Genomic DNA, 14,954 nt, shown 5'->3' with positions numbered 1-14,954 from the left:
TTTCCCCGACACTCACCAGAGACGCTGCCAGTACAGAAAGATGCGACGTTGCGGCGCATACCGCTGACGGTTCTTTTTAGCGCATATCAGCCTGATTCAGTGGTGGAACAGCGTTCTGCCGCTTCTTGAGAAACGAATTTTTCGGACTTGATCGCCAGTATCATCAGTCAAGTTGATAAGGCCACTCGAGTCCGATGTGCCGCACCAAGACATCATTGTTACGAACCACAAGTCGAGAAACGTTTCGTAAAAATCTTGATGTCGTCTGCGAATTGCATCGGATGATCCTCTATGCCCATGACTCGATTTGACCGAAAAACCCTTTTCTTCAGCCTATTGGTTGTTGTAGCTGCTCTTTGCATCTACCTCCCGGGGCTTCATCACTCTCTGATTTTCGACGATGCCCGCCTTAGCGATGGCAGCATCTTCGGCAAATATGGCAATCTGCTCGAGTTGAAGCCTCGCATGTTGTCGTATGGCAGCTTTGTCTGGCTTCAACCGTTGTTCGGCGATGCGTACACGGGCCAAAGAGTGGTTAATCTACTTTTGCATCTGGCAACCTGTGTGGCCATTTTCATGATGCTGCAGGAGCTTCTCCGCTCCGTAGAATTTTCAGCTAATGAGGTTTCTGATCCGGGTTTTGAGGCTTCAAAGCGCGCTGCGCTGTTAGTGGGTGTGGGCCTTTTTGCGGTGCACCCGGTCGCCTCCTATGCCGTGGGATATTTGATCCAGCGCTCTATCGTGATGGCAGCACTGTTTTCTGCTCTGAGTTGCTTCGCAGTTGCGCGTGGGTTCCGAACCAAAAAAGCCGCCTGGTTTGTCTACGCTTTGCTCGCGTATGTACTGGCACTCATGTCCAAAGAGCATGCGATCATGGTCGCGGGCGTGTGGATTGCGATCTACATTTTCGTCGCCCGTCCAAAGTGGCAGCATACGCTTGCGGTTTCGGGCATAGCGCTTACCCTGCTGGCAGTTGCTGTGATGGTCCTGATGCAACGGTATGGCTCAATGATTGGAGTAGCCGCATTCGACGGGCCCTCAATAGGCTATGTGAAGCTGCTGGAGGAGCTCAAGCCGGGAATATCGAGCCAAGTCTATTCCATCAGCGTCGTCAATGAAATGGCGCTTTTCTTCTATTACGGCTTCCTTTGGCTCGTCCCCAATGTACTGTGGATGTCCATCGACATACGGCCCCATTTTCCCTTGTCACCCACCGCTTTCCCGCAAGTACTTGGAGCGCTTGGCTTTCTGATTCTCGCTGGAGGCTCCTTCTGGGCGCTGCTGACAAGAAGAGACCGTTGGGGGTTCGCCGCCTTGTGTGCGCTCTGCGCCATTTTGCTTTTCGGCACGGAGTTGGTCACTTCCTGGGTGCAAGATCCATTTGTGCTCTATCGGAGTTATCTCTGGGCCTTGATGTTGCCTGGTCTCGTGGCCATTGCATTGGTTGGCCGAAAGTCGCGCACCATTTACACCTGTGCCATCGTGGCCGTTTTGGTGTTCTCGGCACTCGCATGGGGACGCGTGCAAACGTTCCGAAACGACTTCACCCTCTGGTCCGATGCCGCGGAGAAAATAGATCTTTCGGCTCAGCCCAATGCCGTTGGCCGCTGGCGGTCCTTTTTAAATAGAGGGGCTTATTTCCTGGAGACTGGTGAAGATCAAAAGGCTCTGGAGGATTTCACCAAGGCGTTCAAGCTCGGAGAGCCTGTAGGTTCGGCAGCCTTTAATGCGGGCATGGCTCTTCGGATGCTGAAACGTTATCCGCAAGCCTTGGAAGCCCTTGCCAAAGCTGAGTCACAAGGTTTTACAGATGCCGCGCTCTACTACCAGCGCGCGGAGACGCTGAAATCGATGGGTCGCTTCAAAGACGCCTACGACAACTACTCACTGGCACTGGCCAAACCACAGACAGATCAGGTACGGCAAGCCACCTTGCTACAGCGAGCCGAACTCGCTCTCCCCGCAGGCCAATATGCCAGCGCCATCGACGACTTCAAAGAACTGCTCAAGCTCCAACCCGGCTCCGAACGCTATCTCGTAGGCCTGGGAATTGCCAATGTAGGTGCCCAAAAGGCCACTGAAGCCATGAGCATATTCAATCAACTGCTGGCTAGTAAGCCAACGGCTCCGGCGCTCTACGGAAGAGCGCTTGCCCATGCCGCGTTGAACGACAAGCCGAATGCGCTAAAAGATATCGATCAGGCTATTGCTCTGGAGCCCACCAACCCCGGTTATAGGCAAATGAAGAGCAAATTGGAAGCCGGTACCGGTGCCGAGCCAACGCCAACGGCCACCAGGTAGTCCATGACCCGCTCGCTACATGGCCGAGTGCTTCACGTTGGCAAGTTTTTCCCGCCTCATCGTGGCGGCATGGAATCCTTCCTGGCAGACCTGATCACCGAACAGCGCCAACAAGGGCTCTACGCTATTGGACTGGTGCATGGTCTGCCTCGGCACGACGACCCCTCCTGGCTGCACCGGGTGCGGGTACAGACTGAAGTTCTTTATGCACCCATGGGAATGGGGTTCCCATTCAAGCTTCGACGGTTGATACGCGAATTTGAACCGGACGTCATTCATCTGCACATGCCTAACAATGCCGCCTTCTGGGCGTTGATCATGCGCAGTGCCCGGCGAATTCCCTGGGTGGTTCACTGGCAGTCAGATGTCGTTCCCTCGCGAGTCCGGCGTGCGCTCTCGGCCGCCTACATGCTGTATGAGCCTTTCGAGCGCGCCATTCTTGCGCAGGCTTATCGCGTGATTGCCACGTCACCGCCCTATCTCGCGGCCAGTCCTACCTTGCAACCCTGGTTGGACAAATGCTGCATCGTCCCATTGGGCCTGGCAGACCAATCCCTGGACTCCCCTGCCCCCCGGACCAGCCTCTCTAAGCAGGCCTTATGGCGCCCAGGGGCGTTTCGCCTGCTCTCGATTGGACGTCTGGTCTACTACAAGGGCTTTGAAACACTCATCCAGGCAGTTTCCTCCATTCCTGGTGTGCAGCTGCTGATCGCTGGAGAAGGCGAAATGAGGCCAGCACTCGAGGCCCTCATTAAGAGCTTTGAAGCAGAGACCGGCCAGGAATCGCCGGTACAACTGCTGGGCTCTGTCTCCGAAGCCGTCAAGCACGAGCTGTTTGAGACGTGTGATGTGTTTTGCCTGGCATCCTGCGAGCGAACTGAGTCGTTCGGCCTCGTCTTGATTGAAGCCATGCAACATGCCAAGCCTTGCATTGTCTCGGACCTGCCTGGTTCGGGCATGCCGTGGGTGGTCAAAGAAGCGGGTGCCGGAGTTGATGTTCCGCTGGACGATCTTGGAGCTTGGCGGACGGCCATCCATCAATTTCGTGGCTCGCCAGATTTACGCCAGCAGATGGGAGAATCCGGGAAACGTGCAGCAGCAGGCAGGTTCTCGATTGCCACCTGCGCCTGGAACATCGCGCGTCTCTACGCCAGCGCATCGCCGGAAATCGGATTGGCCGATCAGGACAACGACAGCCTGATCATTCTCCACACCGAAGGTGAAAACCCCCTCGCTCAAACATACATAGATGCGCTGCGCCTCGCTGGCTGGCAAGACATCCTGGTGGTAGGCGACCAAGCTCAACGGCGACACCTTGATGGCGCACTGCCCTTGCCATCCGTTCTTTCCATGGGCGCTTGGAACAGCATTCAGACCGGTCTACGCTACGCCCTTCAGCACGGGTACAAACGCGTTTTTACCGTTGACATCAACCGGTTTCCCCAAGTGAAGAGCCTAGAGGATCTTCAAAACGCCATGGACCAGCCGTCCGGCCCGGACGTGGTCATTGGCGCGTTTCCGAAGGTATCCGGCAAGCATCGCGACTGGGCATGGAAATGGCTCAAAACCTTGACGGGCATAAGCCTTCAAGACCCTTCTTCTGGTTTTCGTCTCTACAACCACGATGCCATGGTGGTGTCGGCGTCCCGTGAGGCCACCCTGCTGGACCACGAAGACATCGGGTCGCTGCTGCTATTTCGCAAGTCGCGCTTGCGGGTCAGCGAAGTGGCCGTTGCCCCGCTGTCCGAGCTGGCTCAACCGGTCTCACCCAAAGACTCGTTCGCATCAACCTTGCACTACCTTGCTGCCACCACAGTGCTCTGCTGCTCCAACTGGTCTAACAGGGCCAAGCGCCGATAGCCAAGAGTAGCCGCCGGTGCCTCACCATCTGTCCGTGACGAGCTTGTAGACCTCCACAGTCCTGTCCGCACAGGTGTCCCAGGAGAAATCACGCGCTCGCTCCAGTCCGGCAGCTATGGCTTGATGACGCCAATCCTCATCTTGCAGCGACTCCAGGATAGCCTGATGAAGTTCATCTACATCCAGAGGATCAATGAGTCGCGCGGCGCCTCCCGCTACTTCGGGCATGGATGACACCTTGGATGTAATCACCGGTACGCCACTGGACATCGCTTCCGCGATCGGAAGTCCGAAACCCTCATAGATTGACGGATAGATGAAAAGCCGGGTACCCGCGTAGATATAAGGAAGGTCACCCTGAGGCAGGAACTTCAGGTAGCGGAGCCAACCTGCGGCTTCTGCCCGACGAATGCGCTCGTGCGTCTGATCTGACCGCCAACCCGTGTCGCCCACAAGCACCAGGGGCCATTCCTCGCGCATAGCTACCGGAAGCGCCTCATAGGCCGACAGCAGGCGGTCCACATTCTTGCGCCCTTCTATGGTGCCCACAAAGAGACTGTAGCCTCCTGCTCGCAGTCCATAGGCTGCCAGACGCGGGGACAGCACATCAGTGCCCCGCGGCATGAAGCACGGGTCTGTGCCCAAGCCAATGGCGGTCACACGGTCTTCGGGCCAGCCCAAATCCTCAATGACCTGCTGCCGCACCGAATGAGAAACCGTAATCATGTGCGACACGGTGCGCAAAGTCTTGGGGAACATGGCGTTCATGTAGTTCACCCTGGCTTCGGGATGAAACTCTGGATAACGCATGTGGGATAGGTCGTGCGTTGTGCTGATCGTAGGCCCCGGAAACCTGGGGACAAAATAATTGGGCGAATGAAAGACAGCGCCTTTGACGGACTGCAAGCGCAGAGCGTTGATAGAGGGCCCGGCCAGTTGGTACGCCTTGACCAGCCACGGAATCTTCGAAAGTGTGGACCTCCATGACTTGCGTCCGGTATTGCTCAGCTTCGCTGCTTCAGAGTCTTCCCTGACATGATCCCCCATGTCCAGCTGGTCAATGGGATCCTCCACCCACCGGCCAAAGGAATAAAAACGCAGTTCATCAATATCCGGGCGAGCCTGCAGACGCTTGACCAGCTCGAATGCGTATCGGCCAATGCCTGTGAGCGGAGGCGTCAGCGCATCACTGGCCACCACCAGATTCAGTGGCTTCAAGGCTGCGCCCGCGGTGCGGGACCCTGGTTTTGAAGCATCCACTGCAAAGTCTCTCGAAGCGGAATCTGCATCCATTCTCCGATGGTCTTGCGCAGCAGGGCCGTGTTCGCGCACAGCGTGCGAACCTCATTGGCGCGAACAAAAGCCGGGTTCACTTGTATTTCGAGGTGATGGCCGGTTAATTCTTCCGCCATTTGAACGATCTCGCGCAGCGAGTGCGTCGCGCCCGAACCCACATTGAATACGCCACCTGCAGGTGCCGCTTCCAACAGCAGCCTGTACGCCCGAACCACCGCTCGCACATCAGAAAAATCGCGCCATACATCCAGGTTGCCCAACTCGATGATCGGCGCCTGTCTTCTGAAATGATCCAGAATCTTGGGCACCAAAAAGCTGCTCGACTGCCCTACTCCCGTGTAATTGAACGGCCTGGTCATCACAATGGGCAGGCGAGGCAGCCAGAGCCTGGCCATGTATTCCATGGCCAGTTTGCTGACCGCATAATCATTGGCAGGGTTAGGCGGGGTCAATTCATCGATTTGTCCGCTGGCAGCGTTGCCATACACATTGGCACTGCTGGCCAGCAGAACGCAACTGGGAGGCACCGCCAGTTCAGCAAGCGCTTGCAGCAGGCTGTGGGTTCCCATCACATTCACGCGATAAAAATCTGCTGCGTTGCCATGCCCCACATAGGCTACCGCCGCCAGGTGAACCACAGCATTCGGTTGGGCGCGGGCCACTGCATCACGCATTGCGGACGCATCATTCAAATCGGCCACAAGCATGCGGCTTGAATCAGTGGACAAGCTGCCATTGCTGTCTGGATGCTCCGCCAAACGCCAGACTTCCCAACCACAGCTGGAGAGTTCGTCCACCAAATGGCCCCCGGTAAACCCGGTAGCGCCTGTAACAAGCACCCTTCTGGCGTTCATCAGTACGAAAGCCCGGCGGTATTTCGACGCAGATCAGCTTCAACCATCATCTGGCAAAGCGATTCCAGATTGGTCTTCGGTGTCCAGTGCAACTTTTCTTGCGCCTTCGTGGCATCGCCAATCAGCAACTCCACTTCAGCAGGGCGGTAAAACTTGGGGTTGACCGTGACCAAGGTCTTGCCCGTACGCGCGTCGACTGCCGACTCGTGCTCTGCCTGCCCATTGAATTCGATGGGAATATCCACGGCGCTGAACGCCAGTTTCACGAAATCTCGCACCGTTTCAGTCCGTCCAGTGGCCAGCACAAAGGTGTCCGGCTCATCCACCTGCAGCATGCTCCACATGCCTTCGACGTAGTCCTTGGCAAAACCCCAGTCCCGCTTGGCATCCAGGTTGCCCAGCTCCAGTACGTCTTGCATGCCGAGTTTGATTTTGGCAACGGAGTCCGTGATCTTGCGGGTCACGAATTCACGGCCACGCAAGGGACTTTCGTGGTTGAAAAGGATGCCGCTGGCACCAAAGATGCCATAGCTTTCACGGTAGTTCACCGTCATCCAGTGCGCGTACAGCTTGGCTACGCCGTAGGGGCTTCGAGGGTAGAAGGGAGTCGACTCCGACTGCGGAATGGCCTGCACCTTCCCGAACATCTCAGAGGTGCTGGCTTGGTAGAAGCGAATCTTTGGATTCACGATACGAATCGCCTCCAGCAGATTGACCGCACCAATGCCGGTGATCTCTGCCGTAGTGACCGGCTGCTCAAAGGACACGCCCACATAGCTTTGGGCGGCCAGGTTATAGACTTCCACAGCGCCACTTTTTTGCAGCAGGCGAATACTGGAAGACAGATCCGTCAGGTCGTACTCGACAAGGTGCAAATTCGGGTGGTTATGAATACCCAATTCCTCGAGGCGCCAGAAATTCACTGAACTGGTTCGTCTGAAGGTGCCATACACCTCATACCCCTTATTCAGCAACAACTCTGAAAGATACGCGCCATCCTGACCGGTGATGCCGGTCACAACCGTCTTTTTCAAATCTTTTCCTCGTCCTCAGATGAAATTAGTACAGGTTTCGGTCTGCGCACTTCAGTCGCAGCTCGACCTGAGAAGGTGTTCTACGTTTGGCCTGTGCCCGACGAGGCTGGCCCTTTGGCATTTTCGGCAGCCAACAAGGAAACCACCTGATTGAGGCGCCGCAACTGCCGCTCCATGCGTGTGTTCACCATATCCGCGTGCAACGCCTTGACGAACAGAATGACCCCCACGCACAAAAACAGGAAAGCGGGCGGATAGACCACACCCACCCAGAGTGCCAACTGATCTATCAGCCGCGGCCAAATACCGAACATTGCAGCAGCGATTGCCACGAGCATCCAGAATAGGCCGTGAGGCCAATGCAAGTGATCTCTGCGTACCAAATACAGAATCAGTAGCGCCAGCCCTATTCCAAGCAACAGTGTCGTAGTTTGAAGATTCCCCATGGCTTGGCGACAGCCCGCTCCTTTTCGTTAAGTATCGATTGTAGGGGGTCACTGTTTCAGCAAAATGGAAGGTGGCCTCAGGCGACCCATGCTGATAAGAATGATTGCTGTTTGCGTTATTATGGAAGCAAACTGACTTATCACCCTCAAGGATCTACTCCACATGAAAAAACGACTGGTGCTTACTGCGGCGGCTGCCACCACTCTCGCCGTTATGTGTGCCGGAGCCGTTCAGGCGCAGGAACCGGCCATCAATCTCTATTCTGCACGGCACTACTCGTCAGACGATGCCCTGTACGCCAGCTTCACCAAGCTGACGGGTCTCAAAATCAATCGGGTGGATGCAGATGATGCGGGCATCATCGCTCGCTTGAAAGCAGAAGGATCCGCATCCCCTGCCGATGTCATTTTGCTTGTGGATGCTGCACGCCTCTGGCGCGGCGAGCAAGACGGCCTGTTCCTGCCCATCAAATCCGAGCCGCTGGAAGCCAGAATTCCCACCGGGTTGCGAGCCACTGCCGTCGCGGAAGGCACTCCGTGGTTCGGGTTCTCAACGCGCGCACGTGTCATCGTCTACGACAAGACCAAGGTCAAGCGGGAAGACGTGGACACTTATGAAAAGCTGGCCGACCCAGTCAACAAGGGCAAACTGTGCATCCGCTCCGGGTCGCACCCTTACAACCTGAGCCTCTTTGGCGCTGTATTGGAACATATGGGTCCTGAAAAGACAGAAGCCTGGCTCAAGGGCATGGTGTCCAACATGGCGCGCGCGCCCAAAGGTGGCGATACTGACCAGATCAAAGGCGTTGCGTCAGGCGAATGCGGCGTGGCCGTTACCAACAGCTACTACCTGGCCCGCCTGATTCGGTCCAACTCACCGGATGACCGCGCTGTGGCAGAGCGCGTGGGCGTGGTGTTCCCCAACCAATCCAGCTGGGGCACTCACGTGAACGTGGCCGGCGGTGCTGTGGCTCGCTATTCCAAGAATGTTCCAGGCGCGGTCAAATTCCTCGAATTCCTGGCCAGCCCTCTCGCACAGAATCATTTTGCCAATGGCAACAACGAGTGGCCAGCAGCCTCCAGCGTGACTTTTGACAACCCTGCCCTGAAATCGATGACGGCTGGCAAGCCATTCAAGACTGAAACCATCCCTATCAGTGCAGTGGGTGCAAACCAGGTCAAGGTTCAGCAGATGCTCGATCGCGTCGGCTTCAAGTAATCCTCCAGCCAGTTGCCGGGAAACCATAGCCCGGCGAACATACAGACGCCTCTTTGATGATTCCCGGAAACGCCGGGCTCTATCAAGGAGGCGTTATTCTTATAAGCCTGCCGCTCGGGCTGTCTGTCACTACATACAGAAGCCCATCAGGCCCTTGGCGTACATCGCGTATACGCTGCCCCACATCTTCCAACAACTTGTGTTCAGCCACGACCTTGTTGCCCTTGATCTCAATTCGGTCAAGGTATTGGAATTTCAGTGATCCAATGAAGAGATTCCCCTTCCATGCGGGTCCGTAACGGTCACTCGTAAGAAACGCCATGCCAGAGGTTGCGATAGAGGGCGTCCAATGGTGCAGAGGTTGTTCCAAGCCAGCCTTGGCGGTCAGGCCGTCCCCGATCTTGCCGCCGCCATAGTTCTCGCCATAGGTAATTACCGGCCAACCGTAGTTCTTTCCAGCCTGCGGTACGTTGATCTCGTCGCCACCTTGCGGCCCGTGTTCGTGCATCCAGAAGGTGCCATCAGGTGCCAACGTGGCGCCTTGGGCGTTCCGGTGGCCGTAACTCCAGATCTCCGGCAATGCGCCGGGCCTGGAAACGAAAGGGTTGTCCTTGGGCACCGAGCCGTCCTTGCCGATGCGCACTACTTTCCCTATATGGTTGTCCAGCTTCTGTGCGTCCTCTTTCCTCGAAAAACGGTCACCCAGGGTCAGAAACAGGGTGCCGTCACCCTGTCCCTTGACCTCTCGAAAGACGATGCGGCAACCAAAGTGCGCGCTGCTGCTGACCTTGGGTTTTTGGCTGAAAATAACCTTCATCTCTTCGAGTTGCTTCAGATCGTCTGAAAGCCTCGCACGGGCCAAAGCCGTGCTATTGGTCGTGCCCGGTCCTGGCTCCGAAAAACAGAAATAGATGGTTCGGTTCTTTGCGAACTCCGGGTCCGTCACCACATCCAGCAGCCCGCCTTGGCCGCCCGCGGCAATATCTGGCAGGCCAGTGACCGGGGGTTGCACGCGCCCGTCGCCCTCTACCACCCGCAGACGTCCAGGCCGCTCGGTGACCAGAAAACGCCCTTCGGGCAGGAATGCCAACGCCCAAGGATTCTGAAGCCCCTTGGCCACTGTCTCAGGTTTGACGCCCGCAGAAGGCTGCGCTTGGAGCGTAGAGGACGCCAATGCCAAGGCTGCAGAAAAAAATACAGATAAATAAGCTTGCATATGATGACAATTGACGTAGAACTTGTCCTACACTAGGCGCTCGGCTCGAAATCAGGTATGTACGTGGTTTCGAAGTGTTGCGCGGCGGGTTTCGGGGGGAATTCTTCCTGGACCAGCATCCTCGGGTGCTTGGAACTGCCAATCCATAAACGACCGATCAGATTTTGCAGGCAGGAGTTCCCGCCGTGTGGTGGTAGCTTTTTTTGCATTTTCTGCTCAACCTAATTCGTACATTCGCATACATGAGCATGAGCAAACTGTTTGCCGTCATCATCGCCCTCGCTGCCGCCAATGCCGCCCAAGCGGCACCCGCACAAGACGAAATCGACAAACTCTTGCATCAAAAAGGCTTGGTAGCCCGTCTTGGTGACTCCATTCAGCACGCTACGAACCGTGCTGCCGACTTGGTAGTCAATGCAATGGACGCTGTTGGCGTACCTTACCGTAAAGGGGGCAACTCCGCTGATACCGGGTTTGACTGCAGCGGCTTCGTTCGCGCCATGTATCAACAGACAGTGGGCATGATTCTCCCCCGACGTGCGGAAGAGCAAGCAGCAGCCACGGAGCAGATCGAAAAGGCTGAACTACAGCCCGGAGATTTGGTGTTTTTCAACACCATGCGGCGCGCATACAGCCACGTAGGCATTTACGTGGGCGACGGCAAATTCATCCATGCACCCCGCACTGGCGCCCATGTTCGCGTAGAAAGCATGAAGGTCAGTTACTGGGAAAAGCGTTTCAATGGCGCAAGGCGCGTTCTCGACGCTGCGCCTCAGGAGCAAATCAGCACATCCCGTGTGACCACCCGCGAATCGGTTGCTCCACGTAGTTATCGTTTGGGCGGCACTTTCTCCCAGCCCTCCGTGCCTGCTACGCAGCTAGAGACAAAAACCGCACTCGGCCAAGGCATTTGATCAAGGGTGCCAAGTGGGGATGGCCGCCAAGAAGCCTGCTGCACTGACTTCCAGGGCTTTAAAAACCTCGTTCGTCAAGCTCCAGGCCGCCTCTAGAACAGCATTCAAGCCCTGACGCTGGCGGACGAAAGCAGCGCCTGTGTGTCCAGGGCATGCTCACCCGCCTTAGTCGTCTGAAGCGTCAAGGCCCGGGAACATTACGTCGGTGAATCCGAATAGCCTGAAGTCTTTCATTCGCATCGGATAAAGTTTTCCGACCAGATGGTCGCACTCATGCTGCACCACGCGTGCATGAAAATCCGATGCCTCCCGGTCAATAGGATCGCCATAAGGGTCAAAGCCGGTATACCTGATCTTTTTCCACCGAGGTACCATGCCGCGAAGCCCAGGGACCGAGAGACAGCCTTCCCAGTCGTCCTCTTGTTCCGCAGAAAGCGGTGTGATGACAGGGTTGCAAAGCACGGTGCGGGGAACCAAGGGCGCGTCAGGATAGCGTGGATTGGGTGCTCCCGTTCCGAAGATAACCAATTGCAGGTCTACACCGATTTGCGGCGCAGCCAAGCCCGCACCATTGGCGGCGTGCATGGTGTCTATGAGGTCATGTACGAGCGCATGTAACTCGTCACTGTCGAAATTGACCACAGGTTGGGCGACGCGCAGCAAGCGGCGATCGCCCATTTTCAGGATGGGATGAATAGCCATCCCTATATGCTAGTGCCAAAGACCGGGTCTAGGAGCCTGTCGGACTTGCAAGACTTGCGCAGCCACATCGCGGAGTACGGCACTCAGAAAACCGCGTTCAGCGACCTCGAAAGCCGCCACCCGAGCCTGGGCCCCGCGGCGGCCTGGGCCCGCCACCTCCCCCGCTCCAGCCCGGTGGGCGTGGGCCTGCGTGGTGCCCGCCACCTCCGCCCGGTGGGGGTCGGAAATGATGCCCACCTCCTCGAGGAGGCTGGTTGAAATGAGGCCGTCCGCCCCTGTGCCCATCATGCCATCCATGATGCCGTCCGCCCCTGTAGTTGCCCCAAATGCCAATGGACACCGGAGGCGCGGCATAAACGGGGCCACCATAGACACCTCCGTAGTAGGGCGCCGGGTAGTAAGTGGGGGCGCCGTAGTAGGTCGCGGAAGTCACCACGGGAGTGCCCACCACGTAGGAGTCTGCAGGTACGACCGCACAACCGCTTAACAACACAGCACCGCCCGCTGCGACGACATACGCAATTCGGCGCAAGACTGGAAAAATCCGGATGGACATAAAAGCTCCTTCTGTATGCGGGTTGTGGCGTACCGCGCGCTCCCATTGACCCAATCATCGCCACGCATGTCATGCGGGCGCCATCAGTCATCTAAGCGTGTTCAAACCTCCAACACGGCACATTTCCGATGACAGGATCGATGAATGCGTTGGCTTTCATCACAGTCGCGCGGGTACGGCAACACGATCTGCCTTGTACTGCAACCCAGCCATCGGCCTGACCTTCCTCGTGAAAGTTGAACACATTCCTTAATAATAAAACGCGCCAGTCGAGGGTCCGGGCCACACCTTTCTTGTCACAGACGTGTAAAGACTGGGTCCTTGCTCTCATCAGATCCTCAAAGGAACAGAGAGTTCAAATGAGGCCGGCGACGATTCTCGAGCCGCGTGATTGACAGATTCAAGCCATTAGTTGAGAACTTAAGTTTTATCTACCAGCAAAGCGAGCATCTCAGCTTCGTCAAGAATGTTAAGTCCAAGTTCCCTCGCCTTATCGAGTTTGCTGCCAGCCTCCGCACCCGCCACGACGTAGTGGGTCTTCTTGCTGACGCTGCCTGCCACTTTGGCGCCGGCAGCTTCGAGCATTTCCTTGGCCTGCTCGCGGCTGAGGGTAGGAAAGGTTCCGGTCAGCACAAAGGTCTTGCCTGCCAATGGCCGCATGGCAGCCGATGAAGGCGCCCCCTCCTCCCACTTGATGCCGGCAGCGCGCAATTGCTCCACCACTTCGCGGTTGTGAGCTTGCTCGAAGAAAGTGTGGACGCTGGTGGCAACGATGGGACCTACATCAGGCACCTGCAGCAGCTGGTCCGTGCTCGCGCTCATGATGGCGTCCAGGTTGCCAAAGTGTCTGGCCAGGTCCTTGGCGGTAGTTTCACCCACATGCCGTATGCCCAAGGCAAACAAAAATCGGCCCAGGTTGGTGTTCTTGGACTTTTGCAGCGCGTCCACAATGTTCTGTGCGGATTTTTGCGCCATCCGGTCCAGGGCGGCGAGAGATACCACCCCCAGCTTGTAAAGGTCAGGCAGCGTCTTGACCGCGCCACTTTCCACCAACTGCTCCACCAGCTTGTCTCCCAGCCCTTCGATATCCATGGCCCGCCGGCTGGCAAAGTGCAGCATGGCTTCCTTGCGCTGCGCCGCGCAGAAGAGGCCTCCTGTACAGCGGTGATCAGCCTCACCTTCCTCTCGAACGACTTCACTGCCGCATACTGGGCAAGTAGCAGGCATGGTGAACTCTGCGGCCCCAGGGGCCCGCTTATCTGCAAGTACAGCCACCACTTCCGGAATGACGTCTCCCGCACGGCGCACGATCACGGTGTCGCCCACGCGCACATCCTTGCGGCGGGCTTCCAGTTCATTGTGCAAAGTGGCGTTGGTAACGGTGACGCCGCCAACGAACACCGGAGCGAGTTTGGCTACTGGAGTGAGTTTTCCTGTGCGACCGACCTGTATGTCGATGGCTTGCACAGTGGTCAACTGTTCTTGCGCTGGATACTTGTGCGCCACAGCCCAACGCGGTTCACGGCTGACAAAGCCCAGTCTTCTTTGCAGGTCAAGGCTGTCGACTTTATAGACCACACCGTCTATGTCAAAGGGCAATTCATCGCGCGCGCCGGCGATTTTCTGGTGGTAGCTCACCAAATCCTCAGCGCCACGTGCCTGTTCAATCAAGGGAGAGACCGGAAAGCCCCAGGCCTTCAAAGCCTGAAGCACTTGCCAGTGCGTGGAGAAATCCGGGCCGCCTTCGTTAGCGGGGGAAATCTCACCCAGGCCATAGGCATAAAAGCTCAAGGGACGCTGACGTGCTATGCCTGGATCCAACTGACGAACAGCCCCTGCGGCCGTGTTGCGTGGGTTGATGAAGGTCTTCGCAGCTTTGTCGCCGGCCGCTATTTTCTCGCGCTGCCTAAGGTTAAGGGCGTCGAAAGCATCTCGGCGCATGTACACCTCGCCGCGCACCTCCAGGACTGCCGGGATCGGCCACTGGCCACGTGCTGTCGCGGCTTCGTCGTCCTCTAGCAAAGCCAATTGTCCAGCGGAGGTTTGTACAGTTGGTACGGTCTGGATCAGACGCAACGGGATCTGTCCGATAGTGCGTATGTTCTGCGTGACATCTTCCCCAACCTCACCATCGCCACGCGTGGCCGCTTGCACAAGCAAGCCATCTTCATAGCGAAGATTGATGGCCAGGCCATCGAATTTCGGCTCAGCGACATAAGCTACTGCGGGAGCGTCAGCCCCAGCTTTCAATTCGCGTCTGATACGGGCATCGAAAGCTTGCGCTCCTGCCGCAGTGGTGTCGGTCTCGGTGCGAATACTCAGCATGGGCACACGGTGCCGGACGGGCGAGAACCCTGCCAGTACGCCTGCGCCTACCCTCTGAGTGGGTGAATCAGGCGTAAGCAGCTCGGGGTGCGCAGCTTCAAGGGCCTGCAGTTGCTGAAATAGCTTGTCGTATTCCGCGTCAGGAATCTCCGGGGCATCCAGAGTGTAGTACTGGTGGGCGGCTTGATTCAACGCGGCTCGCAAGCGTTCCGCTTCGGTACTGGGATTCAT

At 57.0% G+C, this 14,954-nt stretch carries 12 protein-coding genes; 4 read left to right on the top strand and 8 right to left on the bottom strand.

Annotated features, from left to right (window positions below; all coding sequences use genetic code 11):
• The first annotated feature begins 297 nt into the window (after positions 1-297).
• Positions 298-2,301, top strand: coding sequence for a tetratricopeptide repeat protein (locus ABIE13_RS01640; RefSeq protein WP_354440566.1), 2,004 nt, complete (start codon positions 298-300; stop codon positions 2,299-2,301).
• A 3-nt stretch (positions 2,302-2,304) separates the two neighbouring features.
• Entirely contained in the window at positions 2,305-4,161 is a 1,857-nt protein-coding gene (locus tag ABIE13_RS01635; protein WP_354440565.1) for a glycosyltransferase, read from the top strand.
• A 21-nt stretch (positions 4,162-4,182) separates the two neighbouring features.
• Here ABIE13_RS01635 and ABIE13_RS01630 read toward each other — a convergent pair whose 3' ends face one another.
• From ABIE13_RS01630 to ABIE13_RS01615, 4 genes are all read right to left on the bottom strand, one after another.
• Entirely contained in the window at positions 4,183-5,454 is a 1,272-nt protein-coding gene (locus ABIE13_RS01630; RefSeq protein WP_354440563.1) for a glycosyltransferase family 4 protein, read from the bottom strand.
• Positions 5,376-6,311 (bottom strand): NAD-dependent epimerase/dehydratase family protein, encoded by a 936-nt coding sequence (locus ABIE13_RS01625; RefSeq protein ID WP_354440561.1) that lies wholly within the window; start codon positions 6,309-6,311, stop codon positions 5,376-5,378. Before ABIE13_RS01625 ends, ABIE13_RS01630 begins: the two co-directional genes overlap by 79 nt.
• Positions 6,311-7,345 carry a GDP-mannose 4,6-dehydratase gene (gene gmd, locus ABIE13_RS01620; protein ID WP_354440559.1) on the bottom strand — a complete coding sequence of 345 codons (1,035 nt, stop codon included), beginning with the start codon at positions 7,343-7,345 and terminating at the stop codon, positions 6,311-6,313. Before gmd ends, ABIE13_RS01625 begins: the two co-directional genes overlap by 1 nt.
• Before the next feature lie 80 nt (positions 7,346-7,425).
• Positions 7,426-7,791, bottom strand: a complete 366-nt coding sequence (locus tag ABIE13_RS01615) for a DUF2304 domain-containing protein (RefSeq protein WP_354440557.1) — start codon at positions 7,789-7,791, stop codon at positions 7,426-7,428.
• Positions 7,792-7,954: 163 nt separating this feature from the next.
• Here ABIE13_RS01615 and ABIE13_RS01610 point away from each other — a divergent pair, with 163 nt between their 5' ends.
• A complete protein-coding gene (locus ABIE13_RS01610; RefSeq protein ID WP_354440556.1) occupies positions 7,955-9,010 on the top strand; it encodes an extracellular solute-binding protein in 1,056 nt (351 codons plus the stop codon).
• 82 nt (positions 9,011-9,092) lie between these two features.
• Here ABIE13_RS01610 and ABIE13_RS01605 read toward each other — a convergent pair whose 3' ends face one another.
• Positions 9,093-10,226 (bottom strand): PQQ-dependent sugar dehydrogenase, encoded by a 1,134-nt coding sequence (locus ABIE13_RS01605; RefSeq protein WP_354440554.1) that lies wholly within the window; start codon positions 10,224-10,226, stop codon positions 9,093-9,095.
• 248 nt (positions 10,227-10,474) lie between these two features.
• On the opposite strand from ABIE13_RS01605, the gene ABIE13_RS01600 reads away from it, so the two are divergent.
• Positions 10,475-11,140 carry a C40 family peptidase gene (locus ABIE13_RS01600; protein WP_354440553.1) on the top strand — a complete coding sequence of 222 codons (666 nt, stop codon included), beginning with the start codon at positions 10,475-10,477 and terminating at the stop codon, positions 11,138-11,140.
• A 165-nt stretch (positions 11,141-11,305) separates the two neighbouring features.
• Here the strand turns inward: ABIE13_RS01600 and def are convergent, their stop codons facing one another.
• The 3 genes from def to ligA form a co-directional block, all read right to left on the bottom strand.
• On the bottom strand, positions 11,306-11,842 hold the full coding sequence (gene def / locus ABIE13_RS01595; RefSeq protein WP_354440552.1) for a peptide deformylase: 537 nt from the start codon (positions 11,840-11,842) through the stop codon (positions 11,306-11,308).
• Between the two features lie 97 nt (positions 11,843-11,939).
• Positions 11,940-12,398 carry a hypothetical protein gene (locus ABIE13_RS01590; RefSeq protein WP_354440550.1) on the bottom strand — a complete coding sequence of 153 codons (459 nt, stop codon included), beginning with the start codon at positions 12,396-12,398 and terminating at the stop codon, positions 11,940-11,942.
• 420 nt (positions 12,399-12,818) lie between these two features.
• Positions 12,819-14,954: an NAD-dependent DNA ligase LigA gene (gene ligA / locus ABIE13_RS01585; protein ID WP_354440549.1), complete on the bottom strand. Its 2,136-nt coding sequence runs from the start codon at positions 14,952-14,954 to the stop codon at positions 12,819-12,821.

It is taken from the genome of Ottowia thiooxydans (assembly GCF_040548795.1).
In the GTDB taxonomy this organism is placed as follows: Bacteria; Pseudomonadota; Gammaproteobacteria; order Burkholderiales; family Burkholderiaceae_C; genus Ottowia; species Ottowia thiooxydans_A.
The sequence above is the reverse complement of the archived record's forward strand: the minus strand, read 5'-3'. Positions and strand labels throughout refer to the sequence as shown.